Here is a 17153-nt window from a genome sequence, read left to right on the forward strand (position 1 = left end):
GGTAGCTTTGCCGGTTACGCGGGAGCGTTCCAGCTCCTAGACTCAGACTTTTTCAGCGCGCACGCATTGATAACCATCAAGTGAACGACGCGCATGGTCTGGCCGGGCATCGCCTGCGCTGCAATCATTCATCTGTCACTGACCCAAGGTTCTCCATGGCTCAATACGTCTTCACCATGCATCGGCTGGGCAAAGTTGTTCCGCCGAAGCGGGAAATTCTCAAAAACATTTCGTTGTCGTTCTTCCCCGGCGCCAAGATCGGCGTACTCGGCCTCAACGGTTCGGGTAAGTCCACGCTGCTGAAAATCATGGCTGGCGTCGACACCGAGTTCGAGGGCGAAGCCCGTCCGATGCCGGACCTGAACATCGGTTATCTGCCACAAGAGCCACAACTTGATCCTACCAAGACCGTGCGTGAAGTGGTCGAGGAAGCGGTCAGCGTGATCAAGAACGCCCAGGCGCGCCTGGACGAGGTCTACGCGGCTTACGCTGAAGAAGACGCCGACTTCGACAAACTGGCAGCCGAGCAAGCCAAGCTCGAAGCGATCCTGCAAGCCAGCGACGGTCACAACCTCGATCGTCAACTGGAAGTGGCCGCCGACGCACTGCGTTTGCCGGCGTGGGACGCCAAGGTCGAATTCCTCTCCGGTGGTGAAAAACGTCGTGTGGCCCTGTGCCGTCTGCTGCTGTCCGCGCCAGACATGCTGCTGCTCGACGAACCAACCAACCACTTGGACGCCGATTCGGTTGCGTGGCTGGAGCACTTCCTGCACGACTTCCCGGGCACCGTGGTAGCGATCACGCACGACCGTTACTTCCTCGACAACGTCGCTGGCTGGATTCTCGAACTCGACCGCGGCGCGGGCATTCCTTACGAGGGCAACTACTCGGGTTGGCTCGAAGCCAAGTCCGATCGTCTGGCCGCTGAATCCAAGCAGCAGTCGGCTCACGAAAAAGCCATGAAGGAAGAACTGGAGTGGGTGCGCAAAGGCGCGAAGGCCCGCCAGTCGAAATCTAAGGCACGTCTGCAACGCTTCGAAGAAATGCAATCGCAGGAATTCCAGAAGCGCAGCGAAACCAACGAGATCTACATCCCCGCCGGTCCGCGCCTGGGTGACAAGGTCATCGAATTCAAGAACGTCACCAAGGGCTACGGCGATCGCGTGCTGATCGACAACCTGTCGTTCGCGATGCCGAAAGGCGCCATCGTCGGTGTGATCGGTGGTAACGGTGCCGGTAAGTCGACCCTGTTCCGCATGCTGATGGGCAAGGAAACACCGGATTCGGGCAGCATCGAAGTCGGCGAAACCGTGCAACTGGCTTGCGTCGATCAGAGCCGCGATGACCTCGATGGCAGCAAGACTGTGTTCCAGCAAATCTCCGACGGTTCCGACCAGATCCGCATCGGCAACTACGAGATCCCGTCGCGCACCTACGTCGGTCGCTTCAACTTCAAGGGCGGCGACCAGCAGAAGTTCGTCAAGGATCTGTCCGGCGGTGAGCGCGGTCGTCTGCACCTGGCGCTGACCCTGAAGGAGGGCGGCAACGTCCTGCTGCTCGACGAACCGTCCAACGACCTCGACGTTGAAACCCTGCGTTCCCTGGAAGAAGCCCTGCTGGACTTCCCGGGCGCCGCCATTGTGATCTCTCACGATCGGTGGTTCCTTGACCGCGTGGCCACCCACATCCTGGCGTACGAAGACGATTCGCAAGCTATCTTCTTCGAAGGTAACTACACCGAGTACGAAGCTGATCGTAAAAAGCGCCTCGGCGAAGCGGCTGCCCAGCCACACCGGGTACGTCACAAGAAACTGGCCTGATTCGGGTTGGTTGCAAAAAGAGCGGAGCCTTCGGGCTCCGTTTTTTTTGCCCGGTTTTTGTCAGGTTTACCGAGTCGCACCCTTCGCGAGCAAGCTCGCTCCCACAGGGGAACGCATTTCAAATGTGGGAGCGAGCTTGCTCGCGAAGGCGGTATAACTTTTGGTGCAGCTCTCAAATCTGGTCTCACCATTCAGGTGCAAAACCCGCTAAAAAACCGCCTTATTTATATCCTGTGCACCATTTAATTTCATAACTGCGACATTTTGCTCTGTTCCTGTGCGCATTTCGTTTGTTACAGTCCGGCCCAATCTCCTCCAACGACAATAAATTTGCCGAGACTTTTGCCATGATCGAATCCGTCGAATCCTTCCTCGCCCGCTTGAAAAAACGCGACCCGGATCAGCCCGAATTCCACCAGGCCGTCGAAGAAGTGTTGCGCAGCCTGTGGCCGTTTCTCGAAGCCAATCCGCACTACCTGACTTCGGGAATTCTGGAGCGCATCTGCGAGCCGGAGCGTGCCGTGGTGTTCCGCGTGTCGTGGGTCGACGATCAGGGCAAAGTCCAGGTCAATCGCGGTTTCCGCATCCAGATGAACAGCGCCATCGGCCCGTACAAGGGCGGCTTGCGCTTCCATACTTCGGTGAACCTAGGCGTGCTGAAATTCCTCGCCTTCGAACAGACCTTCAAGAACTCGCTGACCTCGCTGCCCATGGGCGGCGGCAAGGGCGGTGCCGACTTCGATCCGAAGGGCAAGAGCGACGCCGAAGTCATGCGTTTCTGCCAGGCTTTCATGAGCGAGTTGTATCGCCACATCGGCGCCGATGTTGACGTACCGGCCGGTGATATCGGCGTTGGCGCACGCGAGATCGGTTTCCTCTTCGGTCAATACAAGCGTTTGAGCAACCAGTTCACCAGCGTCCTCACCGGCAAGGGCATGACCTACGGCGGCAGCCTGATTCGTCCGGAAGCTACCGGTTTTGGCTGCGTCTACTTCGCTGAGGAAATGCTCAAGCGCCGCGAGCAGACCGTCGAAGGCAAACGTGTGGCGATCTCCGGTTCCGGCAACGTCGCGCAATACGCCGCGCGTAAGGTCATGGATTTGGGCGGCAAGGTGATTTCCCTGTCCGACTCCGAGGGCACGCTGTACTGCGAGGCCGGGTTGAGCGAAGAGCAATGGCTGGCGTTGCTGGAGCTGAAAAACGTCAAACGCGGACGCATCAGCGAATTGGCCGCAGCATTCGGCCTGGAATTCCGCGCCGGTCAGCTGCCGTGGTCGTTGCCGTGCGACATCGCGCTGCCGTGCGCCACGCAGAATGAACTCGACGCTGAAGCCGCACACGCGTTATTGCGCAATGGCTGCGTGTGCGTGGCCGAAGGCGCGAACATGCCGACCACGCTGGAAGCTGTGGATATCTTTATCGAGGCCGGTATTCTGTTTGCCCCGGGCAAGGCGTCCAACGCTGGCGGCGTCGCGGTGAGCGGTCTGGAGATGTCGCAGAACGCCATGCGTCTGCTGTGGACGGCGGGCGAGGTGGACAGCAAGTTGCACGCGATCATGCAGTCGATCCATCACGCTTGCGTGCATTACGGCGAAGAGAACGGCCGGATCAACTACGTCAAAGGCGCGAACATCGCCGGTTTCGTCAAAGTCGCCGACGCGATGCTGGCGCAGGGCGTGGTTTAAGCCGGTTCGATGCGGATCACTTCAATCACTTGATCGCCGGCGGGGCGCTGCCACAGCACCTCGTCATTGAGTCGGGCGCCAAGCAGCGCCCGGCCCAGCGGTGAACCCCAATTGATCAGGCCTTTGCTGGCATCGGCCTGATCTTCGCCGACCAGTTGCACCCGGCGTTCGGTGTCGTGTTCATCGGCGTAGGTGACCCAGCTGCCGATCTGCACCTTGTCGGTAGAGGTCGCGGCAACCGCGACTTGTGCGCTGCTCAGGCGTTGATTGAAATAACGCAGATCCCTTTGCAGATCAGCCAAGCGTTGCTTGTCGGCCTGCTCACCGTTGGCCGATTGTTCGGCATGCAGGGTTTGCAGTTCGGCGACTTTCGCCTGCAACTGCGCCAGCCCTTGCGGCGTGACGTAATTGGGCTGGTCACTGACTTGGCGTTCGACCGGCTGATCAGCTTGCGCGGCGGCGTTGTCTTCGTTGACGAAAGCACGGCTCATGGAATCCTCCTCGTATGAGGTTTGGGCCATACTCGCAGGCATTTGGTTTCACTGGATGTCTGGAAACGACCTATTGCGAGCGATAAGCCCGCCCGGCGTCCTGATCTTTCTGCTGTTGCCAGGCGCGTTCGCGCTCGTCCCAGTTTTCGTTGCGATACTCTTCGCGGCCCTTGTTTTCCAGCATCGCCTGACACTGCCGAAAGCCATCGGTCCAGCCTTCGGCGTATTGCTTGTCCTTGAGATAACGCGGCACGTTCTTGCGAAACTCGCCGCTGATCGAACCGGCCGCCTGACGACCGCTGATGCAACCGTCATCGAAGCCGTCGGCGAAGGCCGGTGGATAACCCTTGGCGATCAAGTCTTCATGGGTGGTCTGGCAACCGCCCAGTAACAACACAACACCCAGCAAGCCCGCACACCGCCACATCGCACTCTCCCGCGCCGGTTGTCCGGCTTATGGGGAAAGTCTAGAAGGAGATTCATGACACGGCTGTCGAAGCCCCGTGAAAAATCCATTAACACCACAAATCCCCTGTGGGAGCGAGCTTGCTCGCGAAGGCGTCGTGTCAGGCAACTCTGATATCGACTGACCCACCGCTTTCGCGAGCAAGCTCGCTCCCACATTGGTTTGTGCTGTGTTCGGGATCAATAGTGATACCACTTCACTTCGAGCATGACTTCGGTTTCCGGCGTGGCGAGGTGGCTGAATTCACGCTGCGCACTGAGGCGCAAACCAAGGTTGCGCGACAACTCCCACTGCTGATTCAAACTCAGGCTGCGGCGCACTTCGCCATTGAAGAAGTAATCACCCTTGGCTTCCAGGCTCAGATTGCCCAACGGGTTTTTCCACAGCACGCCGGTATTGAAGCCGCCGGCCGGGGAGACGAATTCGGCGAAGTCATTGTTGTGTTCAACGCGCACGGTACCGAGGGCAAAACCCAGCACATCGTCACTCAACGCCCACGTACCGCCACCCCCACCATTCACGTGGCTGACCAGCGTTTCGTCATCATGCTTGCCCGGAACGCGCTCCAGGCCACCAGTGACCTGCCACGAGAGTGGCTGCAACAACTCATTACGCGGAGTCAGCGAACGAATGGTGGCCAGATCCAATTGCTGAAACTGCCAGTGATTGCCTTCGTACTGACGCAACTTCATCTGCAGAATTTCGATCTGCGCGCCGAGCGGGAAGCTTTCGGCGTTGTCGTTGAGATCGTGATAGGCCATGCGCAAACCGTACTCACCGAATGCACGATCACCACGGGTGCCGAGACCGGCCTGCCAGGTACGCGATTCGTGGCCGTCTTCCGGCAGGCCCGGTTGTGGAATGTCCAGTTCGGGCGCGGGGTTCTTGTTGATCGCCCGCAGCAATTCGAAACTGCGCTGCGCCCGTTGCGGATCACGCTCCTGACCGTTGGCGCGGTAGCGCTCAAGGCGATACGCCGCGTCGATGATCAGCGCCTGACGGGCGCGTGGCAGGGCTTTGAAAGCCGGATCCTGCAACCGCTGCTGATCGGCGCTGACGTTCAACACCCATTGCTGTTCGTCACTGTTCAATGGCTCGGCGCGGCTAAGCAATTCACGCTCGCGGGATGGCCGGTATTCGATACTTTCCACCAGCCCGGCTTCCTTCACCGCTTTGACGGTATCGGTGGGAATTGCGGTCAATGGGAATTGTTCGGTCAGGCGCAGGCTTGGCCGTGCGACCTGCAGTAACTCAAGCAAGCGATACGAGCAGTTTTCATCGAAGAAAAAGTAGTCGAACTGGATCTGTTTCAACTCCCACACATGCTCGACCATGCGCGCGGTTTCTTCCTGGGTCAGATTCAATCGGTATTCCCACAGATCGCGGTTTTCCAGGCTGCGGTATTCGGAGAGTTTTTCCTGATACGGCACCAGTGCGAACAGGCCGGGATAACCGCCCATCAAGCCTTTCCAGGCGTAAAGAATGCTGTTGTCCGAACCTTCGATGTAGGCGCCGAAGTTGATCGCGTAACTGAGCAGCGAGGTCTTGTCGGCCTGCACATCGGCCTGATCGATACGCAGCAGGGTGTGGCCGAACATCGATGACGGACTGTTCAAATAAGCCGCCGGGAAGATCATCACCGCGCTGTGCGGCGAGACATCCTTGAACCACTTTTTGTACTCGGCGCACTCGGGCGTCGGCAGATCGGTCAGGTTGAGCTGCGCTTTCAGCCAACGGCTGCGCGCCGGATAAACACATTGCGCATGTTGCTCGCCAAGACTGGCCGGGGCGTACAACGCTTGCACGGTAGCCGCCAGTTCATGATCGGGATGTTCGTTGCCATCGGGCGCGAGAAAGAATTTCTTGTCGCTGACATAGCTGCGCCAGCCGCCAAGCTTGGCGGTTTCGTAGTGACCGAGGGAAATCCAGAAACGGTCGTTGGCCAGTTGCTGCAAACGTTGAGGGTCGATGGTTGGCGCGGCGGACAGCGGGGCGCAGACACAGAGCGCCAGCCAGGCAAGGCGTTTGAGCATAGTCGGCAACTTGAACAGGAAAGAAATAAAGACCCAAGGAGGGCGGGCCGAAAAAATAAAACCCGCTTCCCGAAGGAAGCGGGCGAGCTCGAGCTTAAGCCTGAGTTGCGTACTTGGCCAGACGAGGGTCCGATTTCAGTACGGCCAAGGTGTTGGTATGCACGTCTTCAGCGGTCACGTCAGCCTTGCTGAAGATCTGCTGGAAGTGCTCGTGAGTCACGGCAGCAAAGTGCGCACGGTCTTCCGGCGCCACGCCCAGTACCACGGCATAAGTCGTCAGCGCTTCGCCGTTGCCTTTGGCCATGTCTTCGGACAGCTCGTTCATCATGCCATTCATGGCAAACCAGGATTTGCCGCCGTAGGTCAGCGATGCATTGGTCGAGCAGCCGTTGGTGCCGGACGTCATCCCGAAGGTGGCGTTACCGGAAGTACCGTTGGTGGTGGAAGCGAGGAAGTGCGCCGGGGTGCCACGCTGACCTTCGAACAGCATGTTGCCCCAACCGCAATCCGGGCCGCCTGGAGCTTGCGCCATTGCGTTGATGGATACAGCGGTGAAGAGAGTACCGAGAAGAATCCGTTTCATAGCTTTGTTCTCTTTATGTGCATACCAATGGACAGGGTTCTGGCCCCCCAAGCTCTGTACGAAACAGATCCAAACGAAGCCAGTGGGCCGGTATTAGTTCCAGCCGCGCAGTTTGGAGTTTAGGCACGTTCCAGGGGTTCCGTGGTTTTTTGCAAAATATTTGGAATAAACCCCGGTTTCAGGGGGCGGGCCGCCGGCTTGGCCGGTTGTCTATGCTTTGTGGTGTGGCGCGCCTTGCCAGTGGGGCACGGGCAGCGCCAGAATGCCGCTATCTGCCCCGCCTGATTGTTAAGGAAGCCCGATGCCTGATCCTGTTGCTGCCAGCTTGCGTCTCGCGCCCGAAGCGCTGACCCGTCCGTTTTCCGCTGAACAGTTCAGCTTCACTACCACCAATGATCTGGAGCCCTTTCGCGGTGTGCTCGGCCAGGAACGCGCGGTCGAAGCCTTGCAGTTCGGTGTGGCCATGCCACGCCCCGGTTACAACGTTTTCGTCATGGGCGAGCCCGGCACCGGTCGTTTCTCGTTCGTCAAACGCTACCTGAAGGCCGAAGGCAAGCGCCTGCAGACCCCGGCGGACTGGGTCTACGTCAACAATTTCGATGAACCGCGCGAACCGCGTGCTCTGGAGTTGCCGTCGGGCACTGCCGGCGCCTTTATCGGCGACATCAACGGCTTGATCGACAACCTGCTGGCGACGTTTCCGGCGGTGTTCGAGCACCCGTCCTACCAGCAAAAGAAAAGCGCCATCGACCGCGCTTTCAACCAGCGCTACGACAAGGCGCTCGACATCATCGAGCGTCTGGCCCTGGAAAAAGACGTCGCCCTGTACCGCGACAGCAGCAACATCGCTTTCACGCCGATGCTCGATGGCAAAGCGTTGGACGAAGCCGAATTCGCCCAGTTACCGGAAGCCGATCGCGAGCGTTTTCACGATGACATTTCCGGCCTCGAAGAGCGCCTGAACGAAGAACTCGCCAGCCTGCCGCAATGGAAACGTGAGTCGAACAATCAACTGCGTTCGCTCAACGAAGAAACCATTACCTTGGCGCTGCAGCCGTTGCTGTCGCCGTTGTCGGAGAAGTACGCCGAGAACGCGGCGGTCTGCGGTTACCTGCAAGCCATGCAGGTCTATCTGCTGAAAACCGTGGTCGAGCAACTGGTCGACGACAGCAAGACCGACGCCGTTGCGCGCAAGCTGCTGGAAGAACAATACGCACCGAGCCTGGTGGTCGGTCATCCGCTCAGCGGCGGTGCGCCAGTCGTTTTCGAGCCGCACCCGACGTACGAAAACCTCTTCGGCCGTATCGAATACACCACCGATCAGGGGGCGCTCTACACCACCTATCGTCAGTTGCGTCCGGGCGCCTTGCACCGTGCCAACGGCGGTTTCCTGATTCTTGAAGCAGAGAAAATGCTCAGCGAGCCGTTCGTGTGGGATGCGCTGAAGCGCGCTCTGCAATCGCGCAAACTGAAGATGGAATCGCCGCTGGGCGAGATGGGCCGTTTCGCCACCGTGACGCTCAACCCGCAGCACATTCCGTTGCAGGTCAAAGTCATCATTATCGGTGCGCGGTCGCTGTACTACACGTTGCAAGACCTCGATCCGGACTTCCAGGAGATGTTCCGCGTTCTGGTCGACTTCGACGAAGACATCCCGATGGTCGACGAGAGCCTGGAGCAATTCGCCCAGCTGTTGAAAACCCGTACTTCGGAAGAAGGCATGGCGCCGCTGACCGCCGATGCGGTGGCGCGTCTGGCCACTTACAGCGCACGTCTGGCCGAACACCAAGGGCGTTTGTCGGCGCGTATCGGCGACCTGTTCCAACTGGTCAGCGAAGCGGATTTCATCCGCCATCTGGCCGGCGATGAAATGACTGATGCCGGCCACATCGAACGCGCCCTGAAAGCCAAAGCCACACGGACTGGTCGTGTGTCGGCGCGAATCCTCGACGACATGCTCGCTGGGATCATCCTGATCGACACCGATGGCGCAGCAGTCGGCAAGTGCAACGGTCTGACCGTGCTCGAAGTCGGCGATTCGGCGTTCGGTGTGCCGGCGCGGATTTCCGCCACGGTGTATCCGGGCGGCAGCGGCATCGTCGACATCGAGCGTGAGGTCAACCTTGGGCAGCCAATTCACTCCAAAGGCGTGATGATCCTCACCGGGTATCTGGGCAGCCGTTACGCCCAGGAATTCCCGCTGGCGATTTCCGCGAGCATCGCTTTGGAGCAATCCTACGGTTACGTCGATGGCGACAGTGCGTCGCTGGGCGAGGCGTGCACGCTGATTTCGGCGCTGTCGAAAACTCCGCTCAAGCAGTGCTTCGCAATCACCGGCTCGATCAATCAGTTCGGTGAAGTGCAGGCGGTGGGCGGGGTCAACGAGAAGATCGAAGGCTTCTTCCGTCTCTGTGAAGCGCGCGGGCTGACGGGCGAGCAGGGCGCGATCATTCCGCAGGCCAACGTGGCCACGCTGATGCTTGATGAGAAAGTGCTGGCGGCGGTGCGTGCCGGGCAGTTCCACGTGTACGCGGTGCGTCAGGCGGATGAAGCGTTGAGCCTGCTGGTCGGCGAACCGGCCGGTGAGCCGAATGCCGACGGCGAATTCCCGGAAGGCAGCATCAACGCACGGGTGGTCGAGCGTCTGCGCGACATCGCTGAGATGATCAGCGAAGAAGACCTTAAAGAGGCTGAGAAGGAGCTGGCCCAAGAAGCCCTGGCCGAAGCCAAACCGGCTTAACGGTCTTAAAACGAACCCTGTGGGAGCGAGCTTGCTCGCGAAAGCGGCGTATCAGTCGACGAATCAGTTGCCTGACACTCCGTATTCGCGAGCAAGCTCGCTCCCACAGTTGTTTATCCAGATTGATTTTTGTGGGGATCTTCGGAAAATTCGCCACAACTCTGGCGCCAATATTCACACAATGACCATTCGGCGCCTTCTGGTTCCATTCGGCTTGCGCGGCAGACTTTTCTTCTATTCTCAGCTCAAGGATATCGACAGTATCACTGGATCGAGCCAGTCCTCCCGTGGGGGCTGAATACCGGCTTCACCGAGGGTCGCCGCCATGTCGCGCAACCTCTGTCTCACCCGTCAATGCCTGGGTCTGGTGACCCGAATCGAATGCGCCATCAAGCCGTTGGCCGGCGATAACGGTATGTGGACGCTGCTCTTCGCTGCCGGCATGGCCGGCGAACAACCTTCCGCCATCAAGGCCCAGGGCCCGTTTCATGGGCCGGTCGCCGCCGAATCGATACTCGACACCATTGTCGAAAGCCTAACGCTGCATGGCTACGAACTGGCCGACGATCCGCAGATCTGGAGCCTGCACCTGCAAGCGCAGCTGCGCCAGATCAACGGCGGACGGGGCCGCAGCCTCAACAGTTAGTGCGCAGTGCCGGCCACTGGCGCCTTGTCGAGCTTGACCTCAAAGCCGTATTGCACGGTGGCGAGGTCGGTTCGCTGAAAGGTTTCCACGTGGCTCGGACGGCCATAAAAATAATGCACGCCAAACAACGCCGGGCCTTCTGCGCTCGCATCGTGGCTGACCGAAAGAATCTGCTTGAGATAGTTGCCGCTGTCATCCTTGACGAAGAAACGCCATTCATTGGGCGGGAACAGCTTCAGGTCCACCACCAATTGGTTGTTCTTGATCTCCAGGCCTTTGGGCAAAGACTTGGCGGCGTACGTCTGCCTGGCCACCGTGGCAAGAAACAGCGGCATTGAGCCGACGGCGATCGCCGGGGTTTCCGGGAACAGGTTCAGGTCGTAAGTGATCGTCGCGCGCAGCGGATCGACTTGATAGGCCTCGGGCGGCAATTCAATCGGCTCATCGAGTTTGCCACTGCGCTTTTCGGTGAAAAACGTCACAGGGCTGACGCCCGGACTGAAGTCATCGCCCAGCAATTCATCGTTGAACGTGCGGCGATGGGAGAACTCGATGCGGGCAGCGCTGGGTTCTTCCACGGATTGATGGATGCGAATGCCGGCCTTCAATTGCTCTTCGGTCAGGCTCGCGCCCTTGAGCCAGTTGACTGCCAGGTCGTCGTAAACCGTCACCGACGGATCCAGTGGCTGGATGGTTTTCTCCGTGGTGTGCTGATTGAACGTGCGGATCGGCAGGTCCAGCGGTTTGCGGGTCACGGTCGCCGTGGAGAAGTCGAGCACGCTGACTTCCAGCGTTTCGATCGGGCCATTGAAATAGACTTTGTTGTAGCGACGCGGGTGTTTCTGCTCGAAATCCTGCTGTTCTTGGGTGAGCTGTTTTTCCAGCGTTTCGCTCCAGCCTTTCTGTTGTTGCAGGTACGCCAGTTGTTTCTGGTAGAAGGACACTTGCTCCGGACTCTCGTTGATCGAACCGGCGCGTACCAGATACTGCCCGGTTTCATCGCGGGCCTGGACGATCAGCGGGTTGAGCTGGGCCTCGGCGACTTCCGCCGCCAAGGGCAGGTCGTTGCTGAATTCGACTTCGGCATAGTTCTTTTCAAGCTTGAGCAGCTTGACACTCAGATTGTCATTATTGCGGGTCTGGCCGACGTCCTTTTGCGTCAGGTCGAAGCTGTACAGCCGGCGCGGTGCAATGACTTCGATCTGGCCTTGCAGGCTTACCGGCTGCGGCAGGGACTTCTTGTCCACGTCCAGCCCGTCAATGAACGGGTAAGTCACGGTCAGGTCATCGGGGTTGGTGACATTGGAGCTGGAGGGGCTGAGCTGAATGCCGGGGTCGGTTTCCGACCATTCCGGCTGATAAGCGATCACGCGTTTGTTGCTCAACGTTACCGACTGCCATTCCACTCCATGGGGGAACAGGAAGCCGCCGGGAATGTTCAGGTTGAACGGGAACACCGGTTGCAAGTCGGTGAGGTAATCGGAGCTGGCGTCCTTGTGCAACACGAACAGGCCATTGATAAAGGTATCGACCAGGGTCTGCGGGGCAGGGTAGTGCTTGAGCACGGCGAGGGCGTCTTCGCCGTATTCGGTGTGGAGGGGATTGTCGGCGAGTTTGAGCTGTGCCCGTTCGAGCAGCAGCAGCGAGCCACCGAGTTCAGTGATGGCGTCCTTGAGCTTTGGATCGGTGATGGCGTCCAGTGACTGTTCGAACTTTGCGGTCTTTTCTTCAAGGCTGGCGGCGTGTTTCTCGTCGCCGGGCGAGCAACCGCTGAGCAACACAGCAAGGCATATTCCGGCAGTCGTTATCGGCAATCGCACATCCATTTCCACACGTCCTGTCTACAGTCACTGGGCTGTCAATGGTTTGGACACTAGCAGAAAAAAAATCAACCACACACGCAGGTGGCGGATTTTCCGGCGGTTTCTGGCTGTCACAGGGGGCTGTTATACTCGCCGCCATTTCCAGCCCCCCTGTGTGAGACTCAATGGAACGCTTTATCGAAAATGCAATGTACGCCTCGCGCTGGCTGCTGGCGCCGATCTATATCGGGCTGTCCCTCGGGCTGCTGGCGCTGGCACTGAAATTTTTCCAGGAAGTTTTTCACATCCTGCCCAACGTGTTCTCGATGGCCGAGTCGGAACTGATTCTGGTGCTGCTGTCGCTGATCGATATGGCGCTGGTCGGCGGCCTGCTGGTGATGGTGATGATTTCCGGCTACGAGAACTTCGTCTCTGAACTGAACATCGATGAAGGCAAGGAAAAGCTCAGCTGGCTCGGCACCATGGACTCCTCGTCGCTGAAGATGAAAGTCGCGGCTTCGATCGTGGCGATCTCCTCGATCCACCTGCTGCGCATCTTCATGGATGCCAAGAACGTCGATCCCGAGCACTTGATGTGGTACGTGATCATTCACATGACCTTCGTCGTCTCGGCGTTCGCCATGGGTTACCTGGACAAGGTTACCAAGCACTGATCAACCTTTGATCGCTGCAAAAGCACCGCCCGTCTGTTGCGAAACAGACGGGCGGTGTCGTTTGTGGCTTGTGCTTTGATGCGCGCGGGCATATCCCTGTAGAGGTCCTGATTCGCCACTGTGTGAGGTGCGTTCATGAACCTGCAAGAGTTGAATGCGTTTGCCATCGCCAAGAAGGTTGATGAGCTGAATCTGATCTCCATGGAGGGCGGGATTTATCTGCTCGAAGCACGGATGCATGGGGCGGCGTATCCGTTAAGTGATCTCAAGGGTGGGATGCTGACATTGCGCTCGGTGGAGCATGCGCGGGATTTGCTGCATAACTTTCCGGTGTTGCCCTTCAACCTTGTCCACACCTCGGTACATGACGAAATGTGTGGCCTGGGTGCCAGTGGCGAGGAAAGCCTGAAGGTGCCGCTCGCCTGGCGTTAAGCCCTGTAGGCGTTGCGCGCCATCGCTGGAACATCTGTGCTAGTCTGCTCGCCCTTTTGGTTCCGGGCGCGCCGGGACGCGCTGTGCACGCACGGCATGTCCTGTGGCCGTCCGCACAGCGGAGCAGTGTCATGTCCGAAGTAAATCTGTCCACCGACGAAACCCGCGTCAGCTATGGCATCGGCCGTCAGCTGGGTGACCAGCTGCGCGACAACCCGCCACCGGGCGTTAGCCTGGACGCGATCCTGGCTGGCCTGACCGACGCGTTCGCCGGTAAGGAAAGCCGTGTTGGCCAGGAAGAAATGTCCGCCAGCTTCAAGGTTATCCGCGAAATCATGCAAGCCGAAGCGGCTGCCAAAGCTGAAGCCGCTGCTGGCGAAGGCCTGGCCTTCCTGGCTGAAAACGCCAAGCGTGACGGCATCACCACCCTGGCTTCCGGCCTGCAATTCGAAGTGCTGACTCAGGGCGAAGGCGCCAAGCCGACCCGTGAAGATCAAGTGCGTACTCACTACCACGGCACACTGATCGACGGCACTGTGTTCGACAGCTCCTACGAGCGTGGCCAGCCTGCAGAATTCCCGGTTGGCGGCGTGATCGCTGGCTGGACCGAAGCCCTGCAACTGATGAATGCCGGCAGCAAATGGCGTCTGTACGTGCCGAGCGAACTGGCTTACGGCGCTCAAGGCGTTGGCAGCATCCCGCCGCACAGCGTTCTGGTATTCGACGTCGAGCTGCTGGACGTTCTGTAAGACCTGATTGTTGGAGCGGGCTCGGTCATGTGGGAGCGAGCTTGCTCGCGAAAGCGGTATGTTATTCAACGATGATGTTGAATGTTATGGCCTCTTCGCGAGCAAGCTCGCTCCCACAGGGCTTGCTCCGACATGTTGCATTTTCATAGTTCTATCTTGTGCTGCAGTTCACTGGTCGGGCGCAAGGCCCGGGCATAGCAGAACAGGAACAGATTGCGCACCAGCTCCTTGAGCACCAGCGGCTCGCTGGAATTGAGGCTGCTGACGTCCAGATCCCCTTGATCCTGCAGTTCATGCAGAGCTTCTTCTTCAAGCACCGCACAGACTTCACCGGTTTCCCGATGGAGGATTCTGAGGTAAGGGTGTGGGCGGTCCAGCCACGCGTCGATCAAATAAGTCATGGTTCTCATCTCCTTGAAGGGTTTCAATGAGAATAATTCTTATTCATCAAATAGCAAGCGTCTATTGGCGGATTCTGAAATTTTCCGGGTAAAGATTGCGTAAGGTCAAAACGGCTGGCGTTTGGCTATTGCTTGGTTTTGCTGGGGCGGAGCGGGGAGGGCGAAGCTCCATCCCACGGCTGGCGCGGGATGGATGACAAGCGATTCAGACCTTTCTGACGAACTCGGATTTGAGTTTCATCGGGCCGATGCCGTCGATCTTGCAGTCGATGTCGTGGTCGCCATCGCACAGGCGGATGTTCTTGACCTTGGTGCCGACCTTGACCACCAGCGAGGTGCCCTTGACCTTCAAGTCCTTGATCACGGTGATGGTGTCGCCGTCCTGCAGGACGTTGCCGACCGAATCTTTCTTCACGGCATCATCGGACGCCACTTCGGCTTCGCCACTGGCGGACCACTCGTGGGCGCACTCCGGGCACACCAGTTGGGTGCCGTCTTCGTAGGTGTATTCGGAATTGCATTTCGGGCAGGGTGGCAACGTGCTCACTAAGGCTCCTTGGGATGTGGATCGCTAAAAGTCGCACATTGTATAGGGTTTTAATCGCAAGAGGGCAGGCAACAAAAAGCCGCAGGCTTCGAAGGAAGGCTGCGGCTTTTGCTGAGGCTGGCAGAATCAGTGCGTACGGGCGACCGCAAACTCACTCAATTCAACCAGTGCATCACGGTATTCGCTGGCTGGCAGCGCCTCAAGGCACTTGATCGCACGGGCCACGTAATCACGGGCCAGTTGCGCGGTGTACTCCAGCGAACCGGATGCTTCCACGGCAATGCGGATGCTTTCCAGATCTTCGATCCCGCCTTTCTGGATCGCCTGACGCACCAGTGCAGCCTGTTCCGGCGTGCCTTCGCGCATGGTGTAGATCAGCGGCAGAGTCGGCTTGCCTTCGGCCAGATCGTCACCGACGTTCTTGCCCAGGGTTTCCGCGTCACCCTTGTAGTCGAGCAGGTCGTCGACCAGCTGGAACGCGACACCCAGGTGATCACCGAAAGTACGCAGGGCTTCGCTCTGTTCGGCGGTAGCGCCGGCCAGTGCGGCGGCACTGTGGGTCGAGGCTTCGAAGAGCATCGCGGTCTTGCCGCGGATGACTTCCATGTAGGTTTCTTCGGTGGTGCTGGCGTCGCGTACCTTGGACAGTTGCAGTACTTCGCCTTCAGCGATGATGCGCGTGGCCTGGGAGAGGATCTTCATCACCGGCATCGAGCCCAGTTCGACCATCATTTCGAACGAGCGCGAGTACAGGAAATCGCCGACCAGCACGCTCGGGGCGTTGCCCCACATGGCGTTGGCGGTCGAACGGCCACGGCGCATGCCGGACATGTCGACCACGTCGTCATGCAGCAGAGTGGCGGTGTGCAGGAATTCGATGGTGGCGGCCAAAAGGCGCATGTCGTCGCCTTCGCGACCCAGGGCCTTGCCACACAGCAACACTAATAAAGGACGCAGACGTTTGCCGCCGGCCGAGGTGATGTAATCGCCGATTTTCGATACCAGCGGTACTCGGGAAGTCAGCTGCTTCTTGATGATGCCGTCGACGGCGCTAAAATCGTCCGCCACCGCGCGGTAGAAAGCTTGGGGTTGCATCAGCGAGAGTCGCTCCAGAAGGGTTGCGCGGCATGCTAGGACCCCCATCCAGACCTGTCAAGGCGCGATAGACGGCTACTTGCAAGCCTGCGGCACCTTGCGTACAATCGCGCACCCTGAACTTCCTGGGCAGCACCTGCCTTACGCAATTGCAACGGGCCTTCCAGCCTAATGCAGCCATGCCAGCCAATACCTCTTCTTATAAAGAGCTGGGTGAGCAGGATTATCGGAGAAATACCATGTCTTATGCAGTAATCGTTACTGGCGGCAAGCAGTACAAAGTCGCCCCGGGTGAATACCTGAAGATCGAAAAACTGGAAATCGCTACCGGCGAATCCGTTACCTTTGATCGCGTTCTGTTGGTTGCCAATGGCGACGACGTGAATATCGGCGCTCCAGTTGTTGCTGGCGCTACCGTTGTGGCTGAAGTGATCTCCCAAGGTCGTCACGATAAAGTCCGCATCATCAAGTTCCGTCGCCGTAAGCACCACATGAAGCGTATGGGCCACCGCCAGTGGTACACCGAGATCAAAATCACCGGTATTCAGGCTTAATTTCAGCCTAATTCCTCACTAGGAGAATTGACTCATGGCACACAAAAAAGCTGGTGGTAGTACCCGTAACGGTCGCGACTCAGAAGCCAAACGCCTTGGCGTTAAGATGTATGGCGGCCAGAAAATCATTCCGGGCAACATCATCGTGCGTCAGCGCGGCACCCAATTCCACGCTGGCTACGGCGTTGGCATGGGTAAGGATCACACCCTCTTCGCGAAAATCGAAGGCGTGATCAAGTTTGAAGTAAAGGGCGCGTTCAACCGCCGTTACGTGAGCGTTGTCGCCGCTTAATTGCGCGATCGCTGGAAAAGCCCTGTCTCGCGACGGGGCTTTTTCGTTTGTGGGGTGAGTCTCTTGCAAAACTGTTTGTATGGGCTGTCGGCGTGCGATGCAGGTCGTGTTTTGGGGTCGCTGCGCTCATTTTTGCAAGAGTC

At 58.6% G+C, this 17153-nt stretch carries 17 protein-coding genes; 9 read left to right on the forward strand and 8 right to left on the reverse strand.

Annotation, left to right across the window (positions count from 1 at the left end; genetic code table 11):
• Window positions 1–155 precede the first annotated feature (155 nt).
• The gene (gene ettA, locus HUW52_RS05790) at window positions 156–1820 is read left to right on the forward strand and encodes an energy-dependent translational throttle protein EttA (RefSeq protein WP_175555643.1); all 1665 of its coding nucleotides are present in this window, start codon (window positions 156–158) and stop codon (window positions 1818–1820) included.
• Between the two features lie 347 nt (window positions 1821–2167).
• On the forward strand, window positions 2168–3505 hold the full coding sequence (gdhA, locus tag HUW52_RS05795) for an NADP-specific glutamate dehydrogenase (protein ID WP_175553168.1): 1338 nt from the start codon (window positions 2168–2170) through the stop codon (window positions 3503–3505).
• Here the strand turns inward: gdhA and HUW52_RS05800 are convergent.
• From HUW52_RS05800 to HUW52_RS05815, 4 genes are all read right to left on the reverse strand, one after another.
• Complete coding sequence (locus HUW52_RS05800) at window positions 3502–3996, reverse strand: GreA/GreB family elongation factor (RefSeq protein WP_016986194.1); 495 nt, start codon at window positions 3994–3996, stop codon at window positions 3502–3504. The genes gdhA and HUW52_RS05800 overlap by 4 nt on opposite strands.
• A 70-nt stretch (window positions 3997–4066) precedes the next feature.
• Window positions 4067–4423 carry a hypothetical protein gene (locus tag HUW52_RS05805; RefSeq protein ID WP_175553169.1) on the reverse strand — a complete coding sequence of 119 codons (357 nt, stop codon included), beginning with the start codon at window positions 4421–4423 and terminating at the stop codon, window positions 4067–4069.
• Between the two features lie 218 nt (window positions 4424–4641).
• Window positions 4642–6495, reverse strand: a complete 1854-nt coding sequence (locus HUW52_RS05810; RefSeq protein ID WP_175553170.1) for a DUF4105 domain-containing protein — start codon at window positions 6493–6495, stop codon at window positions 4642–4644.
• Window positions 6496–6589: 94 nt separating this feature from the next.
• On the reverse strand, window positions 6590–7078 hold the full coding sequence (locus HUW52_RS05815; protein WP_007909797.1) for a DUF3015 domain-containing protein: 489 nt from the start codon (window positions 7076–7078) through the stop codon (window positions 6590–6592).
• Between the two features lie 301 nt (window positions 7079–7379).
• Between HUW52_RS05815 and HUW52_RS05820 the strand changes: the two genes are divergently transcribed.
• Both HUW52_RS05820 and HUW52_RS05825 read left to right on the forward strand, forming a co-directional pair.
• Window positions 7380–9818 (forward strand): Lon protease family protein, encoded by a 2439-nt coding sequence (locus HUW52_RS05820; RefSeq protein WP_016986197.1) that lies wholly within the window; start codon window positions 7380–7382, stop codon window positions 9816–9818.
• 325 nt (window positions 9819–10143) lie between these two features.
• Complete coding sequence (locus tag HUW52_RS05825; RefSeq protein WP_064118737.1) at window positions 10144–10464, forward strand: hypothetical protein; 321 nt, start codon at window positions 10144–10146, stop codon at window positions 10462–10464.
• On the opposite strand, the gene HUW52_RS05830 is transcribed toward HUW52_RS05825, so the two are convergent.
• The gene (locus HUW52_RS05830) at window positions 10461–12290 is read right to left on the reverse strand and encodes a hypothetical protein (protein WP_175553171.1); all 1830 of its coding nucleotides are present in this window, start codon (window positions 12288–12290) and stop codon (window positions 10461–10463) included. The genes HUW52_RS05825 and HUW52_RS05830 overlap by 4 nt on opposite strands.
• A 161-nt stretch (window positions 12291–12451) precedes the next feature.
• Here HUW52_RS05830 and HUW52_RS05835 point away from each other — a divergent pair, with 161 nt between their 5' ends.
• The 3 genes from HUW52_RS05835 (at window position 12452) to HUW52_RS05845 (ending at window position 14121) form a co-directional block, all read left to right on the forward strand.
• Window positions 12452–12940: a TIGR00645 family protein gene (locus tag HUW52_RS05835; protein ID WP_007909801.1), complete on the forward strand. Its 489-nt coding sequence runs from the start codon at window positions 12452–12454 to the stop codon at window positions 12938–12940.
• A gap of 135 nt (window positions 12941–13075) precedes the next feature.
• Complete coding sequence (locus HUW52_RS05840) at window positions 13076–13372, forward strand: DUF6482 family protein (RefSeq protein ID WP_175553172.1); 297 nt, start codon at window positions 13076–13078, stop codon at window positions 13370–13372.
• Between the two features lie 131 nt (window positions 13373–13503).
• Window positions 13504–14121 (forward strand): FKBP-type peptidyl-prolyl cis-trans isomerase, encoded by a 618-nt coding sequence (locus HUW52_RS05845; RefSeq protein WP_008078561.1) that lies wholly within the window; start codon window positions 13504–13506, stop codon window positions 14119–14121.
• A 143-nt stretch (window positions 14122–14264) separates the two neighbouring features.
• Here HUW52_RS05845 and HUW52_RS05850 read toward each other — a convergent pair whose 3' ends face one another.
• The 3 genes from HUW52_RS05850 to HUW52_RS05860 form a co-directional block, all read right to left on the reverse strand.
• Window positions 14265–14522 carry a hypothetical protein gene (locus tag HUW52_RS05850; protein WP_007909813.1) on the reverse strand — a complete coding sequence of 86 codons (258 nt, stop codon included), beginning with the start codon at window positions 14520–14522 and terminating at the stop codon, window positions 14265–14267.
• 205 nt (window positions 14523–14727) lie between these two features.
• A complete protein-coding gene (locus HUW52_RS05855; protein WP_016986200.1) occupies window positions 14728–15069 on the reverse strand; it encodes a zinc ribbon domain-containing protein YjdM in 342 nt (113 codons plus the stop codon).
• A gap of 126 nt (window positions 15070–15195) precedes the next feature.
• A complete protein-coding gene (locus HUW52_RS05860; RefSeq protein WP_007909817.1) occupies window positions 15196–16164 on the reverse strand; it encodes a polyprenyl synthetase family protein in 969 nt (322 codons plus the stop codon).
• Between the two features lie 239 nt (window positions 16165–16403).
• Between HUW52_RS05860 and rplU the strand changes: the two genes are divergently transcribed.
• Window positions 16404–16718 carry a 50S ribosomal protein L21 gene (gene rplU, locus HUW52_RS05865; protein ID WP_003176051.1) on the forward strand — a complete coding sequence of 105 codons (315 nt, stop codon included), beginning with the start codon at window positions 16404–16406 and terminating at the stop codon, window positions 16716–16718.
• Window positions 16719–16752: 34 nt separating this feature from the next.
• Window positions 16753–17010 carry a 50S ribosomal protein L27 gene (rpmA, locus tag HUW52_RS05870; RefSeq protein WP_003176049.1) on the forward strand — a complete coding sequence of 86 codons (258 nt, stop codon included), beginning with the start codon at window positions 16753–16755 and terminating at the stop codon, window positions 17008–17010.
• Window positions 17011–17153 lie beyond the last annotated feature (143 nt).

It is taken from the genome of Pseudomonas sp. 43A, assembly GCF_013363935.1.
GTDB lineage: Bacteria > Pseudomonadota > Gammaproteobacteria > Pseudomonadales > Pseudomonadaceae > Aquipseudomonas > Aquipseudomonas crudilactis.

Excerpts from the sequence above, each read along its gene's own strand:
- ettA (WP_175555643.1), top strand. The coding sequence starts at position 156 with ATGGCTCAATACGTCTTCACCATGCATCGGCTGGGCAAAGTTGTTCCG.
- gdhA (WP_175553168.1), top strand. The coding sequence starts at position 2,168 with ATGATCGAATCCGTCGAATCCTTCCTCGCCCGCTTGAAAAAACGCGAC.
- HUW52_RS05800 (WP_016986194.1), bottom strand. The coding sequence starts at position 3,996 with ATGAGCCGTGCTTTCGTCAACGAAGACAACGCCGCCGCGCAAGCTGAT.
- HUW52_RS05805 (WP_175553169.1), bottom strand. The coding sequence starts at position 4,423 with ATGTGGCGGTGTGCGGGCTTGCTGGGTGTTGTGTTGTTACTGGGCGGT.
- HUW52_RS05810 (WP_175553170.1), bottom strand. The coding sequence starts at position 6,495 with ATGCTCAAACGCCTTGCCTGGCTGGCGCTCTGTGTCTGCGCCCCGCTG.
- HUW52_RS05815 (WP_007909797.1), bottom strand. The coding sequence starts at position 7,078 with ATGAAACGGATTCTTCTCGGTACTCTCTTCACCGCTGTATCCATCAAC.
- HUW52_RS05820 (WP_016986197.1), top strand. The coding sequence starts at position 7,380 with ATGCCTGATCCTGTTGCTGCCAGCTTGCGTCTCGCGCCCGAAGCGCTG.
- HUW52_RS05825 (WP_064118737.1), top strand. The coding sequence starts at position 10,144 with ATGTCGCGCAACCTCTGTCTCACCCGTCAATGCCTGGGTCTGGTGACC.
- HUW52_RS05830 (WP_175553171.1), bottom strand. The coding sequence starts at position 12,290 with ATGGATGTGCGATTGCCGATAACGACTGCCGGAATATGCCTTGCTGTG.
- HUW52_RS05835 (WP_007909801.1), top strand. The coding sequence starts at position 12,452 with ATGGAACGCTTTATCGAAAATGCAATGTACGCCTCGCGCTGGCTGCTG.
- HUW52_RS05840 (WP_175553172.1), top strand. The coding sequence starts at position 13,076 with ATGAACCTGCAAGAGTTGAATGCGTTTGCCATCGCCAAGAAGGTTGAT.
- HUW52_RS05845 (WP_008078561.1), top strand. The coding sequence starts at position 13,504 with ATGTCCGAAGTAAATCTGTCCACCGACGAAACCCGCGTCAGCTATGGC.
- HUW52_RS05850 (WP_007909813.1), bottom strand. The coding sequence starts at position 14,522 with ATGACTTATTTGATCGACGCGTGGCTGGACCGCCCACACCCTTACCTC.
- HUW52_RS05860 (WP_007909817.1), bottom strand. The coding sequence starts at position 16,164 with ATGCAACCCCAAGCTTTCTACCGCGCGGTGGCGGACGATTTTAGCGCC.
- rplU (WP_003176051.1), top strand. The coding sequence starts at position 16,404 with ATGTCTTATGCAGTAATCGTTACTGGCGGCAAGCAGTACAAAGTCGCC.
- rpmA (WP_003176049.1), top strand. The coding sequence starts at position 16,753 with ATGGCACACAAAAAAGCTGGTGGTAGTACCCGTAACGGTCGCGACTCA.